General features: G+C 47.1%; 27 protein-coding genes. 24 read left to right on the top strand and 3 right to left on the bottom strand.

Annotated elements, in window-relative coordinates; translation table 11 throughout:
* Window positions 1-15: 15 nt before the first annotated feature.
* The 3 genes from HNQ47_RS08200 to HNQ47_RS08210 are packed head-to-tail and all read left to right on the top strand — an operon-like array spanning window position 16 to window position 1,952.
* The gene (locus HNQ47_RS08200) at window positions 16-654 is read left to right on the top strand and encodes an HAD family hydrolase (RefSeq protein ID WP_183328915.1); all 639 of its coding nucleotides are present in this window, start codon (window positions 16-18) and stop codon (window positions 652-654) included.
* Window positions 641-1,507 (top strand): pseudouridine synthase, encoded by an 867-nt coding sequence (locus HNQ47_RS08205; RefSeq protein ID WP_183328916.1) that lies wholly within the window; start codon window positions 641-643, stop codon window positions 1,505-1,507. The genes HNQ47_RS08200 and HNQ47_RS08205 overlap by 14 nt, the downstream gene beginning before the upstream one ends.
* Window positions 1,508-1,538: 31 nt before the next feature.
* Window positions 1,539-1,952 (top strand): prepilin peptidase, encoded by a 414-nt coding sequence (locus tag HNQ47_RS08210; protein ID WP_183328917.1) that lies wholly within the window; start codon window positions 1,539-1,541, stop codon window positions 1,950-1,952.
* On the opposite strand, the gene HNQ47_RS08215 is transcribed toward HNQ47_RS08210, so the two are convergent.
* A complete protein-coding gene (locus tag HNQ47_RS08215) occupies window positions 1,940-2,758 on the bottom strand; it encodes an RluA family pseudouridine synthase (protein WP_183328918.1) in 819 nt (272 codons plus the stop codon). The two genes, HNQ47_RS08210 and HNQ47_RS08215, sit on opposite strands and share 13 nt — an antisense overlap.
* Window positions 2,759-2,807: 49 nt before the next feature.
* Between HNQ47_RS08215 and HNQ47_RS08220 the strand changes: the two genes are divergently transcribed.
* The 14 genes from HNQ47_RS08220 (at window position 2,808) to HNQ47_RS08285 (ending at window position 19,169) form a co-directional block, all read left to right on the top strand.
* On the top strand, window positions 2,808-3,197 hold the full coding sequence (locus tag HNQ47_RS08220) for a desulfoferrodoxin family protein (protein ID WP_183328919.1): 390 nt from the start codon (window positions 2,808-2,810) through the stop codon (window positions 3,195-3,197).
* Window positions 3,198-3,277: 80 nt separating this feature from the next.
* The gene (locus HNQ47_RS08225) at window positions 3,278-4,507 is read left to right on the top strand and encodes a chloride channel protein (protein WP_183328920.1); all 1,230 of its coding nucleotides are present in this window, start codon (window positions 3,278-3,280) and stop codon (window positions 4,505-4,507) included.
* Between the two features lie 25 nt (window positions 4,508-4,532).
* Window positions 4,533-7,109 carry an ABC transporter ATP-binding protein/permease gene (locus HNQ47_RS08230; protein WP_183328921.1) on the top strand — a complete coding sequence of 859 codons (2,577 nt, stop codon included), beginning with the start codon at window positions 4,533-4,535 and terminating at the stop codon, window positions 7,107-7,109.
* Between the two features lie 112 nt (window positions 7,110-7,221).
* Complete coding sequence (locus HNQ47_RS08235) at window positions 7,222-8,361, top strand: glucose-1-phosphate adenylyltransferase (RefSeq protein WP_183328922.1); 1,140 nt, start codon at window positions 7,222-7,224, stop codon at window positions 8,359-8,361.
* Window position 8,362: 1 nt separating this feature from the next.
* Window positions 8,363-9,475: a glucose-1-phosphate adenylyltransferase subunit GlgD gene (glgD, locus tag HNQ47_RS08240; protein WP_183328923.1), complete on the top strand. Its 1,113-nt coding sequence runs from the start codon at window positions 8,363-8,365 to the stop codon at window positions 9,473-9,475.
* Window positions 9,475-10,917, top strand: a complete 1,443-nt coding sequence (gene glgA / locus HNQ47_RS08245; RefSeq protein ID WP_183328924.1) for a glycogen synthase GlgA — start codon at window positions 9,475-9,477, stop codon at window positions 10,915-10,917. Before glgD ends, glgA begins: the two co-directional genes overlap by 1 nt.
* The gene (locus HNQ47_RS08250; protein WP_183328925.1) at window positions 10,917-11,324 is read left to right on the top strand and encodes a 2-thiouracil desulfurase family protein; all 408 of its coding nucleotides are present in this window, start codon (window positions 10,917-10,919) and stop codon (window positions 11,322-11,324) included. The genes glgA and HNQ47_RS08250 overlap by 1 nt, the downstream gene beginning before the upstream one ends.
* Window positions 11,325-11,408: 84 nt before the next feature.
* Window positions 11,409-11,675 (top strand): phosphocarrier protein HPr, encoded by a 267-nt coding sequence (locus HNQ47_RS08255; RefSeq protein ID WP_183328926.1) that lies wholly within the window; start codon window positions 11,409-11,411, stop codon window positions 11,673-11,675.
* Window positions 11,676-11,772: 97 nt separating this feature from the next.
* Window positions 11,773-14,022 carry a hydratase gene (locus HNQ47_RS08260; RefSeq protein ID WP_183328927.1) on the top strand — a complete coding sequence of 750 codons (2,250 nt, stop codon included), beginning with the start codon at window positions 11,773-11,775 and terminating at the stop codon, window positions 14,020-14,022.
* Between the two features lie 100 nt (window positions 14,023-14,122).
* A complete protein-coding gene (locus tag HNQ47_RS08265) occupies window positions 14,123-15,823 on the top strand; it encodes a phospho-sugar mutase (RefSeq protein WP_183328928.1) in 1,701 nt (566 codons plus the stop codon).
* Between the two features lie 84 nt (window positions 15,824-15,907).
* The gene (locus tag HNQ47_RS08270) at window positions 15,908-16,795 is read left to right on the top strand and encodes a putative ABC transporter permease (protein ID WP_221248084.1); all 888 of its coding nucleotides are present in this window, start codon (window positions 15,908-15,910) and stop codon (window positions 16,793-16,795) included.
* A 70-nt stretch (window positions 16,796-16,865) separates the two neighbouring features.
* Window positions 16,866-17,687 carry an amino acid ABC transporter substrate-binding protein gene (locus tag HNQ47_RS08275; RefSeq protein WP_183328930.1) on the top strand — a complete coding sequence of 274 codons (822 nt, stop codon included), beginning with the start codon at window positions 16,866-16,868 and terminating at the stop codon, window positions 17,685-17,687.
* A 45-nt stretch (window positions 17,688-17,732) separates the two neighbouring features.
* Window positions 17,733-18,398: an amino acid ABC transporter permease gene (locus HNQ47_RS08280; RefSeq protein ID WP_183328931.1), complete on the top strand. Its 666-nt coding sequence runs from the start codon at window positions 17,733-17,735 to the stop codon at window positions 18,396-18,398.
* A 12-nt stretch (window positions 18,399-18,410) separates the two neighbouring features.
* A complete protein-coding gene (locus HNQ47_RS08285) occupies window positions 18,411-19,169 on the top strand; it encodes an amino acid ABC transporter ATP-binding protein (RefSeq protein WP_183328932.1) in 759 nt (252 codons plus the stop codon).
* 9 nt (window positions 19,170-19,178) lie between these two features.
* Here the strand turns inward: HNQ47_RS08285 and HNQ47_RS08290 are convergent, their stop codons facing one another.
* Window positions 19,179-20,342 (bottom strand): aminotransferase class I/II-fold pyridoxal phosphate-dependent enzyme, encoded by a 1,164-nt coding sequence (locus HNQ47_RS08290; RefSeq protein ID WP_183328933.1) that lies wholly within the window; start codon window positions 20,340-20,342, stop codon window positions 19,179-19,181.
* Complete coding sequence (locus HNQ47_RS08295) at window positions 20,342-20,836, bottom strand: Lrp/AsnC family transcriptional regulator (RefSeq protein ID WP_183328934.1); 495 nt, start codon at window positions 20,834-20,836, stop codon at window positions 20,342-20,344. Before HNQ47_RS08295 ends, HNQ47_RS08290 begins: the two co-directional genes overlap by 1 nt.
* Window positions 20,837-21,213: 377 nt before the next feature.
* On the opposite strand from HNQ47_RS08295, the gene gap reads away from it, so the two are divergent.
* The 7 genes from gap to rpmG all read left to right on the top strand — a co-directional run bounded on the left by gap (window position 21,214) and on the right by rpmG (window position 25,773).
* Window positions 21,214-22,227 (top strand): type I glyceraldehyde-3-phosphate dehydrogenase, encoded by a 1,014-nt coding sequence (gene gap / locus HNQ47_RS08300; protein WP_183328935.1) that lies wholly within the window; start codon window positions 21,214-21,216, stop codon window positions 22,225-22,227.
* 95 nt (window positions 22,228-22,322) lie between these two features.
* Window positions 22,323-22,493 carry a hypothetical protein gene (locus HNQ47_RS08305; RefSeq protein WP_183328936.1) on the top strand — a complete coding sequence of 57 codons (171 nt, stop codon included), beginning with the start codon at window positions 22,323-22,325 and terminating at the stop codon, window positions 22,491-22,493.
* A gap of 36 nt (window positions 22,494-22,529) precedes the next feature.
* A complete protein-coding gene (gene cysS, locus HNQ47_RS08310; protein WP_183328937.1) occupies window positions 22,530-23,864 on the top strand; it encodes a cysteine--tRNA ligase in 1,335 nt (444 codons plus the stop codon).
* Window positions 23,864-24,250 carry a Mini-ribonuclease 3 gene (locus HNQ47_RS08315; RefSeq protein WP_183328938.1) on the top strand — a complete coding sequence of 129 codons (387 nt, stop codon included), beginning with the start codon at window positions 23,864-23,866 and terminating at the stop codon, window positions 24,248-24,250. The genes cysS and HNQ47_RS08315 overlap by 1 nt, the downstream gene beginning before the upstream one ends.
* Window positions 24,247-24,960: a 23S rRNA (guanosine(2251)-2'-O)-methyltransferase RlmB gene (gene rlmB / locus HNQ47_RS08320; RefSeq protein ID WP_183328939.1), complete on the top strand. Its 714-nt coding sequence runs from the start codon at window positions 24,247-24,249 to the stop codon at window positions 24,958-24,960. The genes HNQ47_RS08315 and rlmB overlap by 4 nt, the downstream gene beginning before the upstream one ends.
* Window positions 24,961-24,984: 24 nt before the next feature.
* Complete coding sequence (locus tag HNQ47_RS08325; protein ID WP_183328940.1) at window positions 24,985-25,581, top strand: helix-turn-helix domain-containing protein; 597 nt, start codon at window positions 24,985-24,987, stop codon at window positions 25,579-25,581.
* A gap of 42 nt (window positions 25,582-25,623) precedes the next feature.
* Window positions 25,624-25,773 (top strand): 50S ribosomal protein L33, encoded by a 150-nt coding sequence (rpmG, locus tag HNQ47_RS08330; RefSeq protein ID WP_183328941.1) that lies wholly within the window; start codon window positions 25,624-25,626, stop codon window positions 25,771-25,773.
* The last annotated feature ends 12 nt before the right edge of the window (window positions 25,774-25,785 follow it).

The following is a 25,785-nucleotide window of genomic DNA, read 5'->3' on the forward strand; positions in this document are numbered from 1 at the left end:
TGCTAAAATCAAGCCATGAAACGAATTATATGGGATTGGAACGGGACCTTGTTTGATGATGTCGATCTTTGTTTTCAATGCATCAACCGTCTGCTGCAGGCGCATGAACTGCCGCCGCTGGACTCGCTGGATGCCTATCGGCATGTATTCCGTTTTCCGATCGAAGAATATTATAAAAAAGCCGGCTTTGACTTTCAAAAAACACCGTTTTCACAACTGGCTGCTGAGTATATGGCCGATTATCAGGAGAAAAGCTATCGCTGCCGTCTGCAAGGCGATGCCCTGGCTACGATGCAGACGATCCGCAGCCGGCACATTCCGCAGACGATCCTTTCTGCCAGCCGTAAAGATTATTTAATGAAACAGCTGGATTTATTTGCGCTGCAGCCCTATATTGATTCGATCTACGGCATTCGTAACATTTACGCCGAAAGCAAAGAATATCTGGCTCATGAAGCCCGCCGGAATTTTTCAGAAGATGAACTATGGTTCGTGGGAGATTCTGTGCACGATGCGCAGGTGGCCGATTCAGTCAAGGCTGATTGTGTGCTGGTTTCCACAGGCCATCAAAGCAAGGATATCCTTGAACGAACCGGCAAGCCGGTCGCTGATTCTCTGATGCAGGCGTGGGAGATCATCCATGAAACAGATTGATATCTCAAAAAACGATGCCGGCCAACGACTGGACAAATTTTTGATGAAGACATTCCCAAAAATGCCGAAATCGATGATGTACAAAAGCATCCGAAATAAGAAAATCAAAGTCAACCGCAGACGCTGTACGTTTGATCAAAAGCTGCAGGAAGGCGACAGTGTGCTGCTGTTTCTGCCGCCGGATGTGCTGGAAACCAAACAGCGCACCCTGGTGCAGAACGATCAGCTGGACATCGTATATGAAGATCAAAATCTGCTGATCATCAATAAACCGGCCGGACTGCTGAGCCAAAGCGCAGCCGCCGGACAAGATTGTGCGGCAGCCCGGGTACAGTCTTATTTAGCGCGCAGCGGACAATGGGATCCGCAGGAGCATAGTTTTGCACCAGCGATCTGCAACCGCCTGGACCGCAATACGGAAGGACTCGTGATCGCGGCCAAAAATGCGGAGGCCTTGCGGACCATCAACCGGGCAATTGCCCGTCGGCAGATCCGTAAATTTTATCGCGCCCGGGTCAGCGGGGAACCGGATGAAGGAAACATTGAATTGTATCTAAAAAAAGCCGGGACGAAAGCCATCGTCCGAAAGACGCCGGCCGCAGGATACAAGCCGGCAAAGATGCGGCTGACCGTCACAGAAACAAACGGCAGCACATCCTGGTGTGAGATCGAACTGCTGACCGGCCGGTTTCATCAGATTCGTGCCTGTCTGGCCTATTTAGGCCATCCCTTGGTCGGCGATCGGAAATACGGTTACCGCGGTCATGAATCTGCTTATCATTTGACGGCGTTTCGCTTAGACTTCTCACAGGCGCCGGTCGAGATCGATCAAAAGGTGATCACCTTGTCATGATTTTGTCATAAAGAGTTTTTATACTGTGAGTATGAAAACTCTTTTTCTTTGTTTTCTGGCGGCAGCCGCCGTGCGGGATTGGCGGACGATGTATTTCTCCAAGCATTGGTTCTGGATCTGCCTTGGGATGATCCCGGTTTATTATCAATTTAGCTTCTTCCTGCCGGCTGAAAGCATCCCCGGAGCCTTTCTGTTCAGCATGCCGGCGTTCTTTTTTCACCACTATAAGCAATGGCTTGGCAGTGCCGATGTCTGGTTCTTGGGTTATTTTGGATTTATATTGGGGTATCCGCGCATGATCGTCGCGATGATGATCGCTGTACCGATCGGTCTAACCTATTTGGCCATATCAAAAAAAGCAGCCGTTCCGTTTGTATCCTGCCTTTGTATCGGTGTCAGTGCCTCGCTTTTTTGGGGCTATCATATCTGGTATCAATGGTTCTGAAAACGCGGATCTGCAGGCAGATGCAGATCGATCGTCTCTGCGGTCAGAGGATGGGTAAAAACCAGACGGGAACTTTGCAGGAGCAAGCCCCGCTGATCAACTACTTTCCCGTAGAGCGCATCGTTGACGATCGGATGACCGATGGCAGCCAGATGGATACGGATCTGATGCCGGCGGCCGGTTTCGATACGGGCATGGACCAGATGGCCGTCGAGTTGTTTCAAGTGCGTGACAGCTGTTTTGCCGTGCGGCTGCACGATCATCCGGCGGGCATCATGCCGGTCGCGGCCGATCGGTTTTCGGATGGTCATGGTTTTCTGCGGCAGTCTTCCATGAATGCAGCACAGGTATTCTTTCCGGATCTCATGTTCTGACATCATCGCATCCCATTTTGACTGAAAAAACGGATTTTTACAAAACAGCACCAGTCCGGAAGTTTCGTAATCGATGCGGTGCACGGCCTGGGCCGGATGCGGCCAGCCGCATTGATCCAGATAGCCGTTGACCCGGTCCTGCAGATTATCCGGGTGGGAGCCATCATTATGTACAAGCAAGAACGGCGGCTTGTTTACGACGATGCAGACGGCATCTTCGTAGACGATGTCGACCGGGCCCGCTGACTTGGTCAAGATCGGGTGGGCGGGGAAGTCGACCCGCACTGTTTTACCGTTTTGATCAAACGGATATTCGTGTTGTCTCTTTTTGGATAAATGAAAATACGCTGTTAGTTCATCGGCGGGATGTTCGGTATCCAATTTCATTTGATACCCGTCGATGGCGCGGAGTATAAAAAATGACTTGTTCATGGATCTATTATATAATGAAACCACCTTCAATAGGAAAGGAGGACATTGTATGAGATTATTTAAATGTGATGAATGCGGAAACGTTTATGAAATGGTTGAACAGACCTGCGGATGTACACCGGTATGCTGCGGCAAGCCGACACGTGAACTGAAAGCCGGCGAAGTCGATGCGGCACAGGAAAAGCATGTACCGGCGGTTTCTCAGACCGGTAAAACTCTGAACGTTACGGTCGGCAGCGTGGAGCATCCGATGACGCCGGAGCACCATATTACTGCGATCTGGGTGGAATTCGAAGACGGTACGTCGATGAAAGCGGGGCTGACACCGGCGCAAAAACCAACGGCATCCTTTGATGTATCGGGAAAATCCGGAAAAGCAACGGTCTACGAATACTGCAATCTGCATGGTTTGTGGAAAGCGGAATTTACAATTGAATAAGTAAAAACTTCACCTGCAGGTGAAGTTTTTTTATATGGTTTGAAAGGGCATATGGTAGAATAATAAAAAGAGGTTTTCGGATGCCTGCATATATAAAAGAAATTGTTCATCGAAATTTAAATGCGGCCCGTGATTCGGCGGTATCTTTATGGATCGGTTTGATCGTCGGTGTTCCGGTCGCATTGGCAGAAGTCTTTTATCTGAAGGGAATCACGGTCATTTACGATTTGCGCGCAGTGCTTGGAAACTGGACGTTGATCGGCATGCCGTTTGCGGGATTGCTGATCGTTTACCTGATGAATACATTCGGCAAGGACTGCAATAAAGGGATCAATCATATTTTCCGGATCGTGCAGGGAAAAGAGCATTCACTTTCACTGCGGGTCATTCCGCTGATGATCCTGACCATCTGGCTTTCGCATCTGGTCGGTGCCAGTGTCGGCCGTGCGACCGGTGTGATCCAGATTGGCGTCGCGATCGCGCTCTGGCTCGGGCACATGCTGCATTTAGACAATGATAAGATCCGCCTGACCGTATCCGGTCTGGCGGCCGGGTTTGCCTGTTTGTTCGGGACCCCGATCACGGCGATCTTCTTCAGTTTAGAGATGTTTGTTTCCGGTGCCCTGCAGTATAAAGGATTAGGAGCAGCCATTGTTTCAGCGACCGTAGCGAGCCTGGTGGCCAAAGCCTGCGGTCTGGTGCCGATGCGGTATGATCTGCCGCTGAATTACACGTTTTCTTACATTGAATTTGTGAAGATCGGATTGTTAGGGATCTGCTGCGGCTGGGTCGGGTCTTTTATGGCCTGGAGCTTGAAGTTCAGCCGTAAGCAGCTGAAAAAATATTTTCCAAACCCGTACCGCAGAGTGTTCGTTTCCAGCTGTTTTATTGCCATCATGATGTTTCTCTGCTGGCATGGACGCTATTCTGGCTTATCACGTGACTTGCTGGATACAGCCATTGCCGGACAAATTGATATGCCGTGGGACTGGGTCTTGAAGATCTTCTTTACGATCCTTTGTCTGGCAGCCGGTTTCCAAGGCGGCGAAGTGATGCCGCTGTGCGTGATCGGTGCGACATTTGGCTCTTATTTCGGTAATTTGCTCGGACTTCCGGTGCCGTTTTCAGCTGCACTGGGAATAGCAGCTGTCTTTGCATCAGGAACCAATACGTTGGTAGCACCGATCTTTTTCGGCACCGAATTATTCCACGGCCACTATGCGCGTTATTTTGCAATCGTTTGTGCTTTATCATTCTACTGCAACCACAATCGATCCATTTATGAAAAACAACGAAGATTAAGATCATGATCACCGTATCAGGGAGGGTAAATCAATGCTGACGTGCGAACACATCGTCAAAGACTATCATAGCGGAGAAGAAGTTGTTCATGCGCTGAAAGATGTTTCCTTAACATTCCGCAGTCATGAATTTGTCTCAATACTCGGACCGTCCGGCTGCGGCAAGACGACATTTTTAAATATCATCGGCGGTCTGGATCACTACACGAGCGGCGATCTGAAGATCAACGGCTGCTCGACCAAAGATTACAAAGATCACGACTGGGATACCTATCGAAATCACCAGGTAGGTTTCGTGTTTCAGACCTATAATTTAATCATGCATCAATCGGTTTTATCCAATGTCGAATTGGCATTGACTTTGACCGGGGTCGGAAAACAAGAACGCCGCCGGCGGGCAGTGGAAGTGCTGAAAAAAGTCGGTCTGGAAGATAAGATCGATAAAAAACCGACCCAGCTGTCCGGCGGCCAAATGCAGCGGGTCGCCATCGCCCGGGCGCTGATCAATGATCCGGATATCCTGCTGGCCGATGAACCAACGGGCGCATTGGATTCTGTGACCAGCGTGCAGATCATGGAAATTTTAAAAGAAATATCCAAGAAGACGTTGGTCATCATGGTCACGCACAATCCGGAACTTGCCGAAAAATATTCAACCCGGATCATCCAGCTGCGCGATGGTGTGGTGCAAAGCGACAGCGATCCGGTCAAAGCCAAAGATCAGCCGGCTGCACCATCTCATCTAAAACGGCCTTCCATGTCTTTTAAGACCGCTCTTTCGTTAAGCTTGAATAACTTAATGACCAAAAAGGGAAGAACGTTTTTGACCTCATTTGCCGGCAGCATCGGCATTATCGGAATTGCCTTGATCATTTCTCTGTCCAACGGGGTGCAGCTTTATATCAATCGGGTGGAGAATGATACCATGGCCGGTTATCCGATCGAGGTGGATGAAACCACAACGGATATGACCGATATGATGAGCACCATGAATAATATGAATAAGAAATCGACCAAGAAAAAAGACGGCAAGGTGTATACCCGGGCTTTTGTCGAGGATATTCTGAATTCTGTGTCCAGTTCCAAGAAAAACAATTTAAAAGAATTCAAATCGTATTTGGAAAGTGATAAAGGAAAGAAATTCCGGAAAAACACGAAAGCTATCGAATATGACTATGATCTGCAGATGTATGTCTACAATGAACAGACGGATTCCGGATTAGTGCAGGTCAGCCCGAATGGCCTGCTTGAAAAACTGGGACTGAGCGACATGCTGAAGGCAAGCGGACAGCTGAATCAATCAACGGTCAATGGTCAGAGCGTCTGGATGATGCTTCCGGAAAATAAAAACCTTCGCAATGAAGAATACGAACTGATCGACGGACATTGGGCGACAGGCAAAAATGAAGTCGTGATCGCGGTCGACAGCAACAATGAGATCAGTGACTATGCGCTGTATTCGCTGGGCTTGTTGGATCAGGATCAATTGGTCCAAAATTATCAGGCGTTTGTCAACGGCAGCACGGAAGATCTGAAAGCGACGAAGACCAAATCGTACACGTATGATGAATTGAAGAATGTAAAATTTAAACTCGTCATGAACAGTGATCTGTATCAAAACCGGAACGGGGTATGGATCGACTGCAGCGATGATGAAGACTATATGAAAGGTGTTGTCTCGAATGCGGAAGAAGTCCGTGTGGTCGGCATCATCCGACAGCGCAGCACGACCGCGAATCAGCAGTTCTACGGCGGTGTTTATTACACTTCGAAGATGCGTGATGAAGTGATCCAGAAAAGCGAAAACAGCGCCATTGTCCAGCAGCAGAAAGCAGATCCGAATACCAACGTGTTCACTGGCCGTCCGTTCTCGGATTCGGGTAAACTGTCGATGTCGGATCTGAGCGATGAGCAGAAGGCAACGCTGGCAAGTATGTCCGAATCTGAATTAATGGACTACATGAATTCGTACAATGAGAATGCCAGTGCCACTTATGAGTCGAATTTACAAAAAATGGGTGTTGTCGATCTGGATTCACCAAGCAAGATTTCAATGTATGTGGATGGCTTTGATCAAAAAGAAGTAGTCGGTGATCTGATCAATGATTACAATAAGGAGCAAAAGAAAAACGGCCACGAGGAAAATGTCATCACTTATAATGATTTCATCGGTACGATCCTGAAATCCGTTACGCACATGATCAGTCTGGTCAGTGATGTACTGATTGGATTTGTGAGCGTCTCATTGGTCGTTTCCAGTATCATGATCGGTATCATCACCTATATCTCCGTGCTGGAGCGGACCAAGGAAATCGGTATCCTGCGCGCCATCGGTGCCAGCAAGAAAGATATTTCCCGCGTATTCAACGCGGAGACAACGATCATCGGTCTGACCTCCGGGGTCATGGGAATTGTGATCGCAGTACTGCTGGACTTACCGATATCACATATCATTGAAAATATGTCCGGTATCGCTGATATTGCGAAGCTTCCGGTGCAGAGCGCATTGATCCTGATCTTGATCAGTTTGGTGCTGACGGTCATCGCCGGCTTGATCCCGGCCCGGATCGCATCCAAAAAAGATCCGGTCGAAGCCCTGCGTTCTGAATAGTTTAATACGAAAGCGCCTACAATTTGGCAAATTTCCATTTCGTAATATTTCATTCTGACAAAAACGTGTTATAATTTTTCTATAGAGTTACATATGAAATAGGAGGATGAATATGGAACAAAATAATATGCTCGCGATGATTTTGGCGGGCGGCCGCGGAACGCGTTTAAAAGAATTAACGAAGAAAAACGCAAAACCGGCGGTGTACTTCGGCGGAAAATATCGTATTATTGATTTTCCGCTAAGCAATTGTGCGAATTCAGACGTAAATGTTGTCGGTGTTCTGACACAGTATGAACCGACACAATTGAATGCTTATGCCGGTGCCGGTCAGCGTTGGGGCCTTGATACCCGCGGATCCGGTGTGTATGTCCTGCCGCCAAGCGAAAAGGAAGGCACAAAATTTGATGTGTATCAGGGAACGGCTGATGCCATTACGCAGAATATTGATTTTATCGATCAGTTCGATCCGGATTATGTCCTGGTTCTGTCCGGCGATCATATCTACAAGATGGATTATGCACAGATGCTGGCTTACCACAAGGAACACAATGCAGATGCGACGATTGCCGTGCTGCCGGTGCCGATGAAGGAAGCCAGCCGGTTCGGAATCATGAATACCGATGAAAACAACCGCATCGTCGAATTTGAAGAAAAACCGGAACATCCAAAGAGCAACCTTGCTTCGATGGGTATCTACATTTTCAACTGGAAGCTGCTGCGCAAGGAACTGATGGATGACAAAAACAAGAAAGATACGCATCATGACTTTGGTAAGGACATCATCCCTTCTTACTTGAGCCAGAACAAAGCGCTGTACGCATGGAAGTTCGAAGGCTACTGGAAAGACGTCGGAACGATCGATTCTTTGTGGGAAGCCAACATGGACTTGCTGAATAAAAATAATGAATTGAACTTAGACGACAAAAATTGGAAGATCTATACGGAAGATGTTCCTTCTTTCCCTCATTATGTCAGCCCGACCGGAAACGTTGAACATTCATACATCAACCAGGGTGCGATCATCAGCGGCAACGTCAAGGATTCCGTTTTATTCAACGGTGTCGAAGTTGCAGAAGGCGCTGATGTACAGCAGTCGGTCCTGATGCCGGGCGTAAAAGTCGGAAAAGGAGCAAAGGTTTATCGTGCGATTGTTGCGGGCAACGTGAAAATCGATGCTGAAGCCGTTGTCGGCTCTTTATCCAGCCAAGAAATCGAATTGATTTCGAAACGAGTAAAGAAAGGTGAGTAGTATGGCAAACGCATTAGGTATTATTTCGTATAACGATTCCACAGTGCATGTACAAGGCATGCAGAAATTTCGCCCGATCGCTGCATTCAGCTTTGTCGGACGTTATCGTATGGTTGACTTTCCGCTTTCGAATATGACCAATTCTGGCATTAATCATATTCAGGTTTACATCAATGGTAATCCGCGTTCATTGATCGAACATATCGGCCGCGGACGTCAGTACAATATTAATTCCAAACACGGTTCATTAAGTTTGATTCCGATCTTTGATGCAGAAGGCAGTATGACTACACCGGATGTAGAAAGCTATTACGGCAATCTGCATTCGATCAAATCCGCACCGTGCGACTATGTGATCATTGCACCGGCAAACATCATCAATAAAGCCAATTACAGCGATCTGCTGGATCAGCATATTGAAAGCGGTGCAGATATCTCGGTTCTGTACCAGAATGTCGACGATGCAAAAGAGCGCTATATCGGCTGTGATGTCCTGCAGCTGAACCGTCAGAAGGGCGTGCTGAGCATCGAACGCAACTTAGGAAACTATAAGAACCGTGCTCTGTCATTGCAGACATATATCATGTCCAAAGAAATCTTTGCAGAAGCGGTAACACGTGCACGTGAAACTTCTTCGATGTATTGGTTCAAGGACATTGTAAATGATCTGTGCGAAGAAAAAGATATCCGTGCCATCAACTACCGCGGAAAATTCTTCTATGTCAACGATCTGAAGTCTTACTTTGAAAGTAATCTGGCCTTCCTGGATGTCGCAAACATGAAAGAATTTATCGATCCGGATTGGGCCATCTATACGCAGTCGAAAGATACAGCACCGGCGATTTATCTGAACAACGGACATGCGAACTGCTCACTGATTTCGAACGGATGCAAGATCAGCGGCGAAGTGAAGAATTCGGTCGTCGGCCGTTCTTGTGTGATCGGAAAGAACGCTGTCATTGAAAACTGCGTCATTTGTCCGGAAGTTACGATCGCGGATAATGCACATTTAAAGAATGTCATTGTGGACAAATACTGCCGCATCATTCATAAAAAGGATCTGGAAGGTACTCCTGACGAGCCTTTATATATTGCAAGAAGGGAGAATGTTTAATGGCATCAATTTTAATGGTAGCCGGAGAGGCGCTGCCGTTCGTTAAGACGGGCGGTCTGGCGGATGTCGTCGGATCTTTGCCGCAGGCTCTGGCACAGCGGGGTCACGAAGTGAAGGTCGTCATCCCTTTGTATAAGAAAATTGCCGAAAATAACTTTGATGATTTATATTTTGACTGCGAATATACCGTATCGATCAATTATCACGAAGTACCGGTACGCGTCTTCTCGACAATGGTCGGCGATGTTTGCTACTTCTTTATCCAGCATCAGGGATATTTTGAACGCGATACATTGTACGGTTATGAGGATGACGGTGAGCGTTTCGCCTACTTCCAGAAAGCAGTCATTGAAATGCTGAATCAGCTGAATTATTGGCCGAATATCATCCACTGCCACGATTGGCAGTCGGGCATGATCCCGTGCATGGTCAAGGAGACGCATGATTCCGATCCGCGATACAATGCGATCCGTTTCGTTTACACGATCCATAACATGGCTTATCAGGGCAACTTCGGCCCGGAAATGCTGGATTCCTGCTTAGGTCTGCCGTATTATCTGCTGGATAACGGCAACGTTCGATTTGACGGCGGTATCTCATTCATGAAATCCGGAATCCTGTATGCCGATAAAGTGACGACCGTGTCACCGACTTATTCACAGGAGATCCTTTCACCGCAGTACGGCGAACATCTGGAAGCCGTATTGAACATGCGTAAATACGATCTGTGGGGCATTGTCAATGGCATCGATACCAATTCCTGGAATCCGGCAACGGATCCGGAGATCCCGTATCATTACGATAAGATCAATGTCAAAGCACAGAAACGGAAGAATAAACTGGCTCTTCAGGAAGAGCTGGGTCTGGAACAGAATCCGGATGTTATGTTGGTCGGCGTTGTCAGCCGTCTGACCTGGCAGAAAGGTTTCTATCTGCTGATGGAGCAATTGGATGCATTATGTGCCGCACCAATCCAGCTGGCGATCTTAGGCAGCGGGGAAGCACCGATCGAAAATAAGTTCCGTGATCTGGAAAACGGAAACAAAGGCAAGATCTGCTTCTATTACGGCTACAATGAATCCCTGGCGCACCGTATTTATGCCGGCAGCGATCTGTTCTTGATGCCAAGCTTGTTTGAACCTTGCGGAATTTCTCAGTTATGCTCCATGCGCTATGGTACGCTTCCATTTGTCCGCGAGACCGGCGGCTTGAAAGATACCGTGAACGCATATAACGAATATGAAAAGAGCGGCAATGGCTTCAGCTTCGAGAAATATGATTCCAACGATCTGATCCATACGCTGTATTATGCATGCGAAGTCTACTACAACCGTAAAGAAGACTGGGATATGCTGCAGACCAACGCGATGAATACGGATGTATCCTGGGATGCCAGTGCCAAGACGTATTCACTGCTGTATAACGAACTCGTCAGCCAATAATGAAGATCGGTGTCAGTGCCTGCCTGCTGGGCGAAAACTGTAAATACGACGGCGGAAACAATCGCAGCGATCCATTGATCGAATTGCTGAAGGGACATGACATCATTCCGTTCTGTCCGGAGCGGATGGGCGGTCTGTCCTGTCCGCGTGTTCCGTGCGAGATCATCGGCCGCAGAGTCATTGGCAAAGACGGTCAGGATTATACGCGGGCGTACCAGGACGGGGCAGAAGCAGCGTACAAATTGCTGAAGGATTCAGATGTACGATGCGTTGTTCTGAAACGGAATTCACCCAGCTGCGGCTATACGGCAGTTTATGACGGCACCTTTACACATACGCTTCGACGGGGCTCAGGTGTCTTTGCTTCAAAACTGTCAAACCGAAAATATTTCATCTTGGAAGTTTGAATAAAAGTAAATTTGATATTGTTTTCTGAATGAAAATGGAATAGAATTTACATAGTGTTAAAAAAACAATAGGAGGAATTCATAATGAAACAAATTACTGTCACTGTAGTAGATCCGGTCGGATTGCATGCACGCCCGGCAACGGTTGTTGTAAACGCAGCAAGCAAATTTAAATGCGAAATCAACGTTGCTTTCAAGGGACGTGAAGTAAACATGAAGTCGATCATGGGCGTTATGTCCTTAGGTATCCCGACTCAGTCCGAAATCACGATTTCCTGCAACGGTGAAGACGAAGATGCAGCCATCGCTGCGATCGAAGAAGTACTTCGCGCACAGAAAATCATTGCTTAATTCAGGCAAGATCAAGCTTCTCCTCGGAGAAGCTTTTTTTGTATTTTTCGGGGCAATCAATGTATAATGAACATAATTACATGAGGAGGACTCGAATATGGTCAAGCTTTATGACGAAGGAATCTTTTTATTGAACGGAAAAGACATCGTTCCGGCCTCAGCGGCGAAACAAAATCCGGCGCTTGATCCGGATCAAGCTAAAAAGGGAACGATTGCTTATTCGATCTTAAAAGCGCATAACACCACCGACGATATGGAACATTTAAAAGAACGTTTCGATGCCATGACCAGTCATGACATCACTTATGTCGGCATTATACAAACTGCACGGGCATCCGGACTGGAAACATTTCCATTACCGTATGTACTGACCAACTGTCACAATTCATTGTGTGCGGTCGGCGGTACGATCAATGAAGATGATCATGTATTTGGCTTATCAGCGGCAAAAAAATACGGCGGTATCTTCGTGCCGCCGCATATGGCTGTTATTCACCAGTACATGCGCGAAATGATGGCCGGATGCGGAAAAATGATCTTGGGCTCAGACAGCCATACCCGTTATGGTGCCTTAGGAACCATGGCCATTGGAGAAGGCGGCGGCGAGCTCGTCAAACAGTTGCTGAAAGATACCTATGATATCGATTACCCAGGCGTGATCGCCATCTATCTGACCGGCAGACCAATGCCGGGCGTCGGTCCGCATGATATTGCTTTAGCCATTGAGAAAGAAGTTTTTGCCAACGGTTATGTAAAAAACAAAGTCATGGAATTTGTCGGTCCGGGCGTCGCTTCCATGTCGACCGATTTCCGAAATTCCGTGGATGTCATGACGACCGAGACGACCTGTCTTTCTTCGATCTGGCGGACGGATGAAGAAACGCGCCGTTATTTAGCCCTGCACGGTCGGGAAAACGATTACCGGCAGCTAGATCCTGCGGATGTTGCTTATTATGACGGCTGCGTAGAAGTGGACCTGTCGACCATCAAGCCGATGATCGCTCTGCCGTTCCATCCAAGCAATGTCTACGAAATTGAAGAATTGAATGAAAACGCGGAAGACATCTTTCATGAGATCGATGAACACGCCAAAGAACTGACCGGCAATCCGAATATTCATTTTAGCTTGTCGGAAAAGATCAAAGACGGCAAGATCCATGTTCAGCAGGGAATCATTGCCGGCTGTTCCGGCGGCAACTACAGCAATGTCATGGCAGCCGCGCACATCATGAAAAATGCACAGGTCGGCAATGATGTCTTCAATGTGTCAGTTTATCCGTCCAGTCAGCCGGTATTCATGGACTTGATGAACAAAGGCGCGATCTATGAATTGATGAAGTCCGGAGCCGCTGTGAAGACTGCTTTCTGCGGACCTTGTTTCGGTGCCGGCGATACACCGGCCAACAATGAATTCAGCATCCGCCATACGACCCGGAACTTCCCGAACCGGGAAGGTTCGAAACCAGGCAATGATCAGCTGGCTGCCGTTGCATTGATGGATGCACGCTCGATCGCGGCAACAGCCGTGAACCATGGCGTGCTGACACCGGCTACGGCATTTGCGGATGATTATGAAGTGCCGGAAGATGATTTTGATCCATCGGTATATCAATCCCGCATCTACGATGGCTTTGATGCACCGAAGCCGGAAACCGAATTAGTTTATGGTCCGAACATCAAAGACTGGCCGGCCATGGAACCGCTGGCGGACAACATTTTGCTGCGGGTCGATGCCAAGATCATGGACGCGGTCACGACAACCGATGAATTGATCCCATCCGGTGAAACGTCGTCCTATCGATCCAATCCGCTGGGTCTTGCTGAATTTACGCTCTCGCGCCGGGATCCGAAATATGTCGGCCGGGCAAAAGCGACCCGGGCACTGGAAGAAAGCCGGACAAACGGCACACTGCCGGCACTTGAAACCGTGTATGAACAGATCAAAGCCATTACACCGGATGTCGATCCAAAGACAATCGAAATCGGCAGCATGATCTATGCGGTCAAGCCAGGCGACGGATCCGCCCGTGAACAGGCAGCAAGCTGTCAGCGTGTTTTAGGCGGTCTGGCGAACATCTGCACCGAGTATGCGACAAAACGTTATCGCTCGAATGTGATCAACTGGGGCATGATTCCGTTCCAGATGAAAGAGGAACCAAAATTCGAGATTGGTGATTATATCTATGTGCCGAATATCCGGCAAGCACTGCACGGCGATATGAAACAGATCAAAGCGTATGTTCTGGGCAAAGAGATGGAATTGAATTTATACATTGCGGAAATGACGGAACATGAGAAAGAAATCGTCGAAGCGGGCTGCTTGATCAACTACAATCGAAATAAGTAAGAAAGAGGACGGAAAGTCCTCTTTTTTTGCGTTTGAAATCGTTTTCAGTTTAACAATAAAGTGTTATAATTATTTCAGTACTGTAGGAGGAAATATAATTATGTCTTTAGTTGAAGAAAGATACCAAAAATGGATCAATCATCCGAACTTAGATGCTCGTTATAAGGAACCTCTGGCAAACATGACGCCGGAAGAAAAGAATGACGCATTCTATACGACCATTGAATTCGGTACCGCCGGCATGCGCGGCTTATTGGGTCCGGGTACCAACCGCATCAACATCCACACCATTCGTAAAGCAACGCAGGGCTATGCGAACTACATCAAGGCCAACGGCGAAGATGCCTGCAAGGCAGGGATCGCGATCGGCTATGACAATCGTCACATGTCTCGTGAACTGGCATTTGACTGTGCAGATTTACTGGCAAAAAATAATATTCGTTCGTTTGTGTACGACTCTCTGCGCCCGACGCCGATGCTGAGCTTCGCAGTTCGTTATAATAAGTGCTTCGGCGGCATCATGATCACAGCCAGCCACAACCCGAAAGAATACAACGGATACAAGCTGTACGATGACAAAGGCTGCCAGCTGGTACCGAAGCTGGCCGATGCAGTGATCAAGGAAGTCAATGCGATTGAGGATGAATTAGCCATCGACGCGAACTGCACGGAAGAGCAGAAAAAATTGATCACCGTCATGGGCGATGATGTTGATCAGGATTACTACAAACATGTACTGAGCATTCAGCTGAATCCGGATGTGAAAAAAGACATTAAGATCGTATTCAGTCCGGAACATGGCACCGCAAACATTCCGGTCCGCGATATCTTCAAGCTGACGGGATACAACTGCATTCCAGTCGAAGAGCAATGCACGCCGGATCCGGATTATTCCAATACACCGACGCCGAACCCGGAACAGCCGGGAGCTTATGAAATGGCACTGGATTATGCGAAACGTTATGATGCCGACATCATTTTGGTCTGCGACCCGGATGCCGACCGTATGGGTGTCGGGGTAAAACACAACGGCGAGTACGTTGTGCTGACCGGCAACCAGTCCGGTGCTGTTGAGATCGAATACATCTGCTCGCAGTTAAAAGAAAAAGGCCTGATGCCGGAGCATCCAGTTATGTTCAATACCGTCGTTACCAGCGACCTGGGTGAAAAAGTTGCGGCCGACTATGGTGTTGAAACAGAAAAGACATTGACAGGTTTCAAGTTCATCGGTGAAAAAGTTGCGAAATATGAAGTATCTCATGAAAAGAATTATGTCTTCGGTTATGAAGAATCTTATGGTTCTTTGATCAAACCGTTTGTTCGTGATAAAGATGCACCGCAGGCTCTGTTGATGCTGGCAGAGGCATGCTCCTACTATAAAGAACGCGGCAAAGATCTGGTGGATGTGCTGAATGATCTCTATGACCGTCACGGCACCTATGAAGAAAGCCAGGTAGCTATTGCGCTGACCGGTGAGGCCGGTGCGGCACGGATCAAAGAAATTCTGGCCAATCTGCGTGCCGATGCACCGAAGGAAATTGACGGTGTGAAAGTGGTCCGCAGTGAAGACTATCAAGAATGTACGATCACCGAGAACGGCAAAGTGACGCCGCTGACGGGATTCACAAAGTCCAATGTGCTGAAATATTATCTGGAAGACGGCAGCTGGATCGCAGTCCGTCCGAGCGGTACCGAACCGAAATGCAAATTCTATTATTGCGTCAAGGGTACCGATAAAGATGATGCTCACAAAAAGACATTGAATTTCCAGAAAGCCATGGATGCTTTGACCAGTAAATAGACATTTGGACCGTATCCGTTTGGATACGGTCTTTTTTCATGATAAAATGAAACCATCAGAGAGAGTGAGATTATGATTTTTGGAATGACATATTATGAAATCTGCATGGATTTCCTGGTTTATGCCTTTATCGGATGGTGCGTGGAAGTCGCATTTCATGCGATCACGCAGGGGCTGGTCATCAACCGCGGATTCTTGAGCGGTCCGATCTGTCCGATTTACGGTTTCGGCATGCTTTCGGTCATTGCCATGGCCAACATGCTGCCGAAAGATTCCGCGTCGACATCTGATGCACCGGTGTGGATGCTGTTTCTGGGGGGAATGGTCCTGACCACGCTGATCGAATTGATCGGCGGCTGGCTGCTGGACAAACAGTTCCACACCCGGTGGTGGGATTACTCAAATGAAAAGTTTAATTTCCATGGGTATATTTGCCTGAAATTTTCGATCTTCTGGGGCATCGGTGTCGTTTTATTGGTTCGTTATGCCTATCCGGTATTGGATCGACACACTACGCAGGGGATTTCTCCGGATGTCGGCTGGCCGGTCATGGCTGTTCTTTATGTTCTGCTGTTGATCGATTTCATCGTCAGCGTCGGTGTGGCCAATGGTCTGGATAAGAAACTGACGCAGCTGGGCCGCATGAAACAGTCGATGATGGCACCAAGCAATGTGATGAGCGAAGTCATCGCAGATACAACGCTCGAGACAGCAAAACATGTTCAGGAAGGAAAAGTACAAGCAGAGCTTGGTAAAATGGAACTGCAGGATGCTGCGAAGGCAAAACGGCTCGAAGCGGAAGCTGCGCGTCTGGAGCGCAAAGAGCGTTATGAAGAAAAAGTTAAAGAATTTCTTGAAAACCGCGGCCGACGTCGGATGCTGCGGGCTTTCCCAAATATGAAACGTTATGAAAATAACGAAATTTTGCAGGAACTGAAACGGCGGGTCAATCCGCGTTCTCATAAAGAATGAAACAATTTCATTCTATTCTTTGAAAGGACTTTCAGTTTATGCTAGAATAATCGCATAGGGAGAGAAACGTATGAAGAAAGTATCAAAAATATTAAAGACATTCATTGTCTGCTTTTGTATGGCATTGACGATGACTGCCTGCTCCTCTTCGGATGACAGCAGCAGTCAGGCGGATGCATCCGATAATGATGACAAGACATTGGTCGTGGGCTTTGATCAGAACTTTCCGCCGTTCGGTTATGTCGATGACGACGGCAATTATGTTGGTTTTGATATTGATCTGGCAAAAGAAGCAGCCAAGCGCATGGATATGAAGATCAAGCTGCAGCCGATCGACTGGGATTCGAAAGATATGGAACTGGATTCCGGTACGATCGATTGTATCTGGAACGGTTTTACGATCAACGGCCGGGAAAAGCAATATACTTGGACCGATCCGTATATGGATAATTCACAGGTCGTCGTTGTACGCACAGATTCGGGCATCAACACACTGTCTGATTTGAAAGGCAAAAACGTGGAGGCGCAGAAAGAATCAAGTGCGGATACGGCTTTGAGCGAAAACAAGAAATTGAAGAAATCGTTCGGCAACTATACGACAGTAGCCGACTACAATACGGGTATCATGGATCTGGAATCGGGCGCTGCCGATGCTGTTGCGATGGATATCTATGTTGCACAGGATCAAATTGCCGGCAAAGACAATATGAAGATCCTGGATGAAAAGATTTCATCGGAACAATATGCGGTTGGTTTCAAGAAGGGAAATACGGAACTTCGTGACAAAGTGCAGAAGGCTCTGCAGGAAATGGTGAAGGACGGTACATTCCAGGAAATCAGCGAAAAATGGTTTGACGGTCAGAATGTCTGCATCTTGGATGCCGGAGAATAAAACAACCGGGCTGCGGCCCGGTTTTTCCATGAAGGAGGATGTATTATGGGTGTACGTACGATCACACTGGGTGAATCATTTCAGCAGCTAGCCAGCGGCATGGGGACAACGTTGGAGATCTTTTTCCTGACGTTGTTGTTTGCACTGCCGCTGGGGCTGATCATCGCATTCGGAAGAATGTCAAAAAATGCACTGCTGCGCAATATTGTTAAGATCTATATTTCGATCATGCGCGGTACGCCGCTGATGCTGCAGCTGCTGGTGATCTATTTTGGGCCGTACTATTTATTTAATATGACCATTTCTATGGCTTACCGAGGAATTGCCGTGATCATCGCGTTCTCGTTGAATTATGCAGCGTATTTTGCGGAAATCTACCGCAGCGGCATTGAATCCATGCCGAAAGGACAGTATGAAGCCGCGAAAGTGCTGGGCTACAGTAAACCGCAGACGTTCTTTGTGATCATCCTGCCGCAGGTCATCAAACGCATCCTGCCGGCTTTGACCAACGAGATCATCACGCTGGTCAAGGATACATCATTGGCATTCTCTATTGCGTATATGGAAATGTTCACGATGGCAAAAGCCCTGGCCGCTTCGTTCAAAAGTATGATACCGTTTGTGGCCGCGGCGATCTTCTACTATGTATTCAACTTCATCGTGGCTTACGTGATGGAGTTCTTCGAAAAGAAAATGCGCTATTACGAATAGGAGGGAACCGTGATGAAAGTCTTGGAAATGAATCATATCAAAAAGAGCTTCGGATCTACGGAAGTTCTGAAAGATATCAGTTTTTCAGTGGAACGCGGTGAAGTCGTTTCGATCATCGGACCTTCCGGATCCGGGAAAAGTACCTTGCTGCGCTGTGCGACTTTTTTAGAAACGATGGACGACGGCAGCATGTCCTATTTGGGTCATTCATTGGTGACCAGTAAAAACGGCAAAGCCGTCTATGCAGATAAGAAGGAAATCAAAGAAGCGCTGACTTATTTCGGTCTGGTCTTTCAGAACTTTAATTTATTTCCGCATTTTACGGTCATGAAGAACATCACCGATGCGCCGATCCGCATCCAGAAGCGAAATAAAGATGAAGTGTATGCGCAGGCACGGGAATTGCTTGCCCAAATGGGTTTGTCTGATAAAGAGAATGCCTATCCGGGACAGCTTTCCGGCGGACAGCAGCAGCGGGTTTCCATCGCAAGAGCATTAGCAATCAAACCGAATATTCTCTTTTTTGACGAGCCGACCAGTGCGCTGGATCCGGAACTGACGCTGGAAATCTTAAAAGTCATCAAGAATCTGGCAGCGGAAAAAATGACCATGGTCATCGTAACGCATGAAATGAGCTTTGCGCATGATGTCAGCAATCGCATGATCTTCATGGATCAAGGTGTCATCGTAGAAGACACGACACCGGATGCGCTGTTTCATTCCGATAATGAACGGACCAAAGCGTTCTTGGGAAAATATTATGCAAAATAAAACTGAGGATCATTCGATCCCCAGTTTTTTTAAGAAAATTTCGATCCGGTCGCAGGCAGTCTTGATATGATCCATGCTGTAGGCATAAGAGATTCGGATGAAGCCTTCGCCGCTTTCTCCGAAAGCGGTACCCGGCACACAGGCAACTTTTTGATCGCTTAAAAGCTTTTCACAGAAATCGTCGCTGGATAAACCGGATTTTTTAATGTTCGCAAAGACGTAAAAGGTACCATGCGGCATATGCGTCGGCAGTCCCATACGGTTCAGGCGGTTGACCAGCAGATTGCGGCGGTTCCGATATTCTTCTTTCATCCGCAGCACATCGGTGTATCCGTTTCGCAGCGCTTCGATGGCAGCGTGCTGGGCGGCGGTCGGAGCGGACATGATCACATATTGATGGATCTTGGTCATGGCCTGACTGACTTCTTTATTGGACAATGTGTAACCAAGACGCCAGCCGGTCATCGCAAAGGCTTTGGAGAAACCGTTGACGACGATGATCTGATCCCGGACCTCTTTGAACTGTGCCAATGATGCAAACTTTTGATCAAAACTCAGTTCGGCATAGATTTCATCACTGATGACATAAATACCGCTTTCTTTTAAGATCGGCACCAGTTTTTCATAGTCTTCATACGTCATGACACCGCCGGTCGGGTTGCTTGGAAAATTGATCATGATCGCCTTGGTCTTTGGTGTGATGGCATTTTTTAAATCTTCCGGCAGCAGTTTAAATTCCTTTTCTTCCGTCAGCTGAATGTGGACAGGGATGCCGCCGGCCAATAAGATCGACGGTTCGTAAGCCACATAGTTCGGATCCAGGACAATGATCTCATCGCCTGGATTGATCAGGGCGCGCATCGCAATATCGATGGCTTCACTGCCGCCGACAGTCACGATGATCTCGTCTTCCGGATCGTAAAATTGATTGTAATGTTCGCGATGGAACTTTGCAATTTCCCGGCGCAGTTCCAGTAAACCGCGGTTCGCCGTATAATGGGTCTTACCGTCGTACATGGATTCAATGGCATTTTCACAGATATGCCATGGGGTCGCAAAATCCGGTTCGCCGACACCTAAAGAAATAACTCCTTCCATGGTATTGGCCAAATCAAAGAATTTACGGATGCCGCTAGGCTTCAGATCTTGTACAGTTTTTGATAATTCTTTCATTATGGCGTCACGACCAATCTTTCATTTTCTTCATTTTTCGGATTGGCGATCAGGATGCCGCTTTGTTTGTATTGTTTCAGCACAAACAGAGTCTTGGTCGAGATCACATTTTCAACACAAGCAATCTTGTCCGAGACAAAGCGGGCCACTTCAAACATGGTCTTGCCTTCGACCAGTACCAAAAAATCACAGTCACCGGATAAGAGATACATGGTGTTGACTTCCGGATAGTTGGCGATGCGCATGGCCGTCTTGTCGTATCCTTCATCGCGCTGCGGGGAGCAGTTGACTTCAATATAGGCCATAACTTTTTGATCCCGCTGGGCTTTATTATAGTTGATGACGGTATGGTAACCGCAGATGATCTTATTATCTTCCAACGATTTGACTTCTTTTTCGATCTCGGTTTTATCCTCGTCCAGAATGTCTGCCAGATCCTGACTGGTCAATCTTGCATCGTTTTCCAATAAATCCAATATTTTGTTCTGATGCATAGGATCCTCCTTTTTTTCTTATTATTTTATCATGAATCAGGGCTTTAAAAAAGACTACGAAAGATCTCTGTTTTATATGTTGTGAAAAATTGTTATTGCTGGAAAATTAAGCAGGTTTATTCTGGAAATGATTGTATAATAAATTCAGAGTGGAACAAGTGAAACAATCGTACAGGTCTATGTTTCTTTCTGGCTGCCTATAAGACGTAAAAGAAGAAAAAAGTCATAAAAAACTTTCTTTATCAAAAGCATGATAGAAAATATATCAAATTGTCGAACTTTTAAGCGCTTTGAAATCTTAATATATTCGTGATTTCGTTGACAAAATTTTTATGGTTTCATATAATATTCTTGATATAAAAGGAGGAATTACTGAAATGACAGTAAAAGTTGCAATTAACGGTTTTGGCCGTATCGGACGTTTGGCATTCCGTCAGATGTTTGGAGCAGAAGGTTATGAAGTAGTCGCAATCAACGACTTGACAAGTCCTGATATGCTGGCTTACCTGTTGAAGCATGATTCTACTCAGGGTACGTATGCTTTGGCAGACACTGTATCTGCAGGAGAAGGTTCCATTACCGTTGATGGTAAAAAAATTACAATCTACAAAGAAGCAGACGCTTCGAAACTGCCTTGGGGCGACCTGGATGTAGACGTTGTATTGGAGTGCACAGGTTTCTACACTTCGAAAGCAAAAGCACAGGCTCATATCGATGCAGGAGCTAAGAAAGTCGTTATTTCTGCTCCGGCTGGATCTGATCTGAAGACAATCGTTTACAACGTTAACCATGAAACTTTAACAGCTGATGATAAGATCATCTCTGCCGCAAGCTGCACCACGAACTGCTTAGCTCCGATGGCAAAAGCTTTGAACGAATTAGCTCCGGTAAAATCTGGTATCATGACTACAGTTCATGCTTATACTGGTGACCAGATGATCCTGGATGGTCCGCAGCGTAAAGGCAACAAACGCCGCAGCCGTGCAGCCGCTGTCAACATCGTTCCGACTTCTTCCGGTGCTGCAAAGGCTATCGGTTTGGTTGTTCCGGAATTGAACGGTAAACTGATCGGTTCCGCTCAGCGTGTACCGTGCCCGACAGGTTCAACAACGATCTTAGTTGCTGAAGTTGAAGGCGAAGTTACTGTTGATGACATCAACGCTAAGATGAAAGCTTCTGTTACAGAATCTTACGGATACAGCGAAGATGATATCGTATCCAGCGATGTTGTCGGAATGCGTTACGGATCTCTGTTTGATGCAACTCAGACAATGGCAGTCGCAACTGGTGACGGCAACACATTGGTACAGGTTGTATCTTGGTACGATAACGAAAACTCCTTCACGAGTCAGATGGTTCGTACGATCAAATACTTCTCTGAATTAGCATAATTTTTACAGAGGATACAGGATGCCTGCGGGCATCCTTTTTTGTTGCAGTTTTAGTCGTTTTAGAGTATCCTTGTAGTAGTTAAAGGAGTGATTTCATGGCTATCCGGGCGGTATTGTCCAACGAAGATCGAGATGAATTAACCAAAGATGTTAATGATCTGGATAAAGTCTATCTTGAAAATATGAAGAAAGACGGCATCGACCCGAGCTTGCTGGAGCAATTCCGGGATCTCTCTTTGGAACTGGATCAAAAAGAAGACAAGTAAGCATTCGTTTGAATGCTTTTTTTACAAGGAGGAACAATGAAACTTTATAACAGCTACACCCAAAAAATCGAACCGCTGGAACCCATTGAACCTGGCAAGGTTTCCATGTATGTCTGCGGTCCTACCGTATACAACTATCCGCATGTCGGGAATGCCCGGCCGATTGCCGTGTTTGATACATTAAAAAAGGCACTGGAAGCCCAAGGGCTGAATGTGACTTACGTCAGCAATTTTACTGACGTCGACGACAAAATCATCAATACCGCAATTGAACAACATGTGAGCGAAAAAGAAATTACAGACAAGTACATCAAAGCCTATAACCAAGTCCGGAGCGATCTGCATGCCGATCTGCCGGATGTAACACCGCGCGTCACCGAAACGATGGATCAGATCATTGCGTTTATCCAGGAACTGATCGATGCGGGAGCTGCGTATCGAGTGGACGGTGATGTCTATTTCCGTGTGGATGCCGATCCGAAATACGGAGAATTATCTCATCAGCGCATCGAAGATCTGATGGTCGGTGCCCGCATCGATGAAAACGACAAAAAGGAAAACCCGCTGGACTTTACCTTATGGAAAGCCACCGATCAAGGGATCCAGTGGGATACGCCGTGGTCTAAAGGAAGACCGGGATGGCACACGGAATGCGTGGTCATGATCCAGAATGTCTTTCAGAAAAATCTGATCGATATTCACGGCGGCGGTCTGGATCTGAAATTCCCGCATCATGAGAATGAGATCGCGCAGTGTGAAGCGCTGCATCATACCCGTTTGGCCAATTTATGGGTCCACAACGGCATGATCAATATCGACGGCACGAAAATGTCGAAATCTTTGGGCAATGTCTGGTGGGCCAACGATCTGATCAAAAAATTCGGCGGCAATGAGATCCGCTGGATCCTGATCAGCACGCATTACCGTGCACCGCTGAACTTATCCGAAGAAACCTTTACCGCAGCCGAAAAAGAACTGAAACGCATTCAGACGGTCCTTCGTCAGGCAGATGTCAAACTGCAGCTGGCCGATGCACCAGTCGATGATGCTATTGATGAAGAAGTCTTTGCGCCGTTCATGGAGGCCTTGAACGACGATTTGAATACACCGAATGCGATTGCTGTGGTGTTCGATACAGTTAAGAAACTGAACCAGGCACTGCGTGTGCGTGAAATTGATACAAACAAAGTCAACGCATTGAAAAATACGTTAAATAAGATGCTGTATATCCTGGGCATTGAATTTGAACCGGTCCAGCTGACCGAAGCGGACAAAAAGCTTTATCAGCAGTGGCGGGCTTGCGTCAAGGCGAAAGACTTTGAAAAAGCGGATCAATACCGTGCACAGCTGCAGGAAAAGGGCATTCTATAATGGAGATCGTCACCGAAAATGCCACCAGTCTGGCATGGATCGGCGATGCGGTCATGACGCTGCGTATTCGGGAAGAACTGCTGAAAGAAGGCTATCGAAAAGCAGATGTTCTGCAGAAGAAGAGTGCGCGGATCTGCAGCGCCAAAGGACAGGCCCATCTGCTCGATCAGCTGATGGCGGAGAATTTCTTCAATGAAGATGAACAAACGATCCTGGCCAGGGGCCGCAACGCGACAATTCATTCAAAAGCCAAAAATGCAGATGTCGGGACGTATTTAAAAGCGACTGCGCTGGAATCTGTACTTGGATACTTATATCTGTATCATCATGAAAAGCGCCTCCAGGAATGTCTGGATAAGCTGGCAGCAGCGGGGAAGGAACTATGAAAGTCTACGGAAAAAACGTCTGGAAACATCTGAAACAGGATCCGGATCGGATCAAACGAATTTATCTCCAAGATTCCCTGAAAGACAAACGCATTCTGAATGAAGTCAAAAAAGGACAATTCAGCTGCCGGATCGTCAGCCGCAGCGAACTGGACCGCATGACCAATCATGCCAACCATCAGGGGATCGTCTGTGAAGTCAAAGACATCCAGACGTACAGTCCGGATCAGCTGCTGCAGAAAGCCAAGGCCCCAGGTCTTTTGGTTGCGTTGGACGGCGTGCAGGATCCGCATAATGTCGGCGCTGTTCTGAGAACCTGTGACTGCACCGGCGCGGACGGTCTGATCTTGACCAAGCACAACAGTGCCGGCCTGACACCGACGGTCATTAAGACCAGTACCGGCGCAGCATATTCCGTTCCTGTGAGTATTGTCACGAATTTATCGCAGACACTCAAAGAACTCAAGAAAGCAGGATACTGGATCGTCGGCACGGACATGGAGCAGGCACGCGATTATCGTGAAGGCATTTATGATGTACCTTTGGTACTGGTGATCGGTTCAGAAGGCAAAGGAATTTCACCGTTGGTCAAAAAGCAGTGTGACTATATGGTCAAGTTACCGATGGCAGGTTCGATCCAGTCACTGAATGCGAGCGTTGCCTGCGGTGTGGTGTTGTACGAAATTTATTCAAAACGAAATCCTGTATAACTTTTTCGCTCCGGAAGGAGCAACATGAAAACCAATTATTACGAATGGATCTATCTCTTCTTTCAAAAAGATCCTGAAGCGCTGCCGAATTTAATGGCTTATTTCCGACCTTTGACAATGACCGTGATCCGCAATCGACTGAACGTCTATTATCAGGAATCAGAGTTGGCAGATTTTCTGGATCTTTCCGGACAGGTGATGGTCGACTGCCTGTATCGATGCCGCACGGATCGTATTACTCGATTTGATACGTATTATTCTCACTGTCTGAATAACCGTGTGATCGATGCTTCGAAACATAATGTGTCCCACAGTCTTGAAGCGCATTATCCAACGGTTCATTTGGATGCCTTTGTCCGTGAGGATATCGCGCATTATGTGTCAGAAACGATCCCAAACCGCAGAATGAACGTCCACGATGATGTCATGGTCGGGATCCGCAAGCTGGAAATCGAAAAATCGATGAAGTTATATTTCACTGATTATGAAATTTCGATCTTAAAGCTGAAACAAATCGGTTACACGAATGCGGAAATTGCCGAAGCGCGGAATATTTCGGTCCGCAAGGTGCGTTATATCTTGCTGAAGATCAAAAAATGGTTCCTGCACATTGACATATAAATGAAAAGATGATAATTTTTATGAGTTAAGGAGCGTGATGGTATGGCGGAAAAAATTACCTTGGTCTGTACAGAATGTCTGTCCAGAAACTATACGACCACGAAAAATAAAAAGACCCAGCCAAAGCGTCTGGAAATAAAAAAATACTGTCCGAAGTGCGGACGTCATACGTTACATAAAGAAACCAAATAGGAGAGGATCGAA

It is taken from the genome of Catenisphaera adipataccumulans (genome assembly GCF_014202755.1).
In the GTDB taxonomy this organism is placed as follows: Bacteria; Bacillota_I; Bacilli_A; order Erysipelotrichales; family Erysipelotrichaceae; genus Catenisphaera; species Catenisphaera adipataccumulans.

Excerpts from the sequence above, each read along its gene's own strand:
- HNQ47_RS08290 (WP_183328933.1), bottom strand. The coding sequence starts at position 20,342 with ATGAAAGAATTATCAAAAACTGTACAAGATCTGAAGCCTAGCGGCATC.
- HNQ47_RS08230 (WP_183328921.1), top strand. The coding sequence starts at position 4,533 with ATGCTGACGTGCGAACACATCGTCAAAGACTATCATAGCGGAGAAGAA.
- HNQ47_RS08275 (WP_183328930.1), top strand. The coding sequence starts at position 16,866 with ATGAAGAAAGTATCAAAAATATTAAAGACATTCATTGTCTGCTTTTGT.
- HNQ47_RS08200 (WP_183328915.1), top strand. The coding sequence starts at position 16 with ATGAAACGAATTATATGGGATTGGAACGGGACCTTGTTTGATGATGTC.
- HNQ47_RS08235 (WP_183328922.1), top strand. The coding sequence starts at position 7,222 with ATGGAACAAAATAATATGCTCGCGATGATTTTGGCGGGCGGCCGCGGA.
- glgD (WP_183328923.1), top strand. The coding sequence starts at position 8,363 with ATGGCAAACGCATTAGGTATTATTTCGTATAACGATTCCACAGTGCAT.
- rpmG (WP_183328941.1), top strand. The coding sequence starts at position 25,624 with ATGGCGGAAAAAATTACCTTGGTCTGTACAGAATGTCTGTCCAGAAAC.
- rlmB (WP_183328939.1), top strand. The coding sequence starts at position 24,247 with ATGAAAGTCTACGGAAAAAACGTCTGGAAACATCTGAAACAGGATCCG.
- HNQ47_RS08205 (WP_183328916.1), top strand. The coding sequence starts at position 641 with ATGAAACAGATTGATATCTCAAAAAACGATGCCGGCCAACGACTGGAC.
- HNQ47_RS08255 (WP_183328926.1), top strand. The coding sequence starts at position 11,409 with ATGAAACAAATTACTGTCACTGTAGTAGATCCGGTCGGATTGCATGCA.
- gap (WP_183328935.1), top strand. The coding sequence starts at position 21,214 with ATGACAGTAAAAGTTGCAATTAACGGTTTTGGCCGTATCGGACGTTTG.
- cysS (WP_183328937.1), top strand. The coding sequence starts at position 22,530 with ATGAAACTTTATAACAGCTACACCCAAAAAATCGAACCGCTGGAACCC.
- HNQ47_RS08265 (WP_183328928.1), top strand. The coding sequence starts at position 14,123 with ATGTCTTTAGTTGAAGAAAGATACCAAAAATGGATCAATCATCCGAAC.
- HNQ47_RS08325 (WP_183328940.1), top strand. The coding sequence starts at position 24,985 with ATGAAAACCAATTATTACGAATGGATCTATCTCTTCTTTCAAAAAGAT.
- glgA (WP_183328924.1), top strand. The coding sequence starts at position 9,475 with ATGGCATCAATTTTAATGGTAGCCGGAGAGGCGCTGCCGTTCGTTAAG.
- HNQ47_RS08225 (WP_183328920.1), top strand. The coding sequence starts at position 3,278 with ATGCCTGCATATATAAAAGAAATTGTTCATCGAAATTTAAATGCGGCC.
- HNQ47_RS08270 (WP_221248084.1), top strand. The coding sequence starts at position 15,908 with ATGACATATTATGAAATCTGCATGGATTTCCTGGTTTATGCCTTTATC.
- HNQ47_RS08280 (WP_183328931.1), top strand. The coding sequence starts at position 17,733 with ATGGGTGTACGTACGATCACACTGGGTGAATCATTTCAGCAGCTAGCC.
- HNQ47_RS08260 (WP_183328927.1), top strand. The coding sequence starts at position 11,773 with ATGGTCAAGCTTTATGACGAAGGAATCTTTTTATTGAACGGAAAAGAC.
- HNQ47_RS08295 (WP_183328934.1), bottom strand. The coding sequence starts at position 20,836 with ATGCATCAGAACAAAATATTGGATTTATTGGAAAACGATGCAAGATTG.
- HNQ47_RS08210 (WP_183328917.1), top strand. The coding sequence starts at position 1,539 with ATGAAAACTCTTTTTCTTTGTTTTCTGGCGGCAGCCGCCGTGCGGGAT.
- HNQ47_RS08250 (WP_183328925.1), top strand. The coding sequence starts at position 10,917 with ATGAAGATCGGTGTCAGTGCCTGCCTGCTGGGCGAAAACTGTAAATAC.
- HNQ47_RS08315 (WP_183328938.1), top strand. The coding sequence starts at position 23,864 with ATGGAGATCGTCACCGAAAATGCCACCAGTCTGGCATGGATCGGCGAT.
- HNQ47_RS08305 (WP_183328936.1), top strand. The coding sequence starts at position 22,323 with ATGGCTATCCGGGCGGTATTGTCCAACGAAGATCGAGATGAATTAACC.
- HNQ47_RS08285 (WP_183328932.1), top strand. The coding sequence starts at position 18,411 with ATGAAAGTCTTGGAAATGAATCATATCAAAAAGAGCTTCGGATCTACG.
- HNQ47_RS08215 (WP_183328918.1), bottom strand. The coding sequence starts at position 2,758 with ATGAACAAGTCATTTTTTATACTCCGCGCCATCGACGGGTATCAAATG.
- HNQ47_RS08220 (WP_183328919.1), top strand. The coding sequence starts at position 2,808 with ATGAGATTATTTAAATGTGATGAATGCGGAAACGTTTATGAAATGGTT.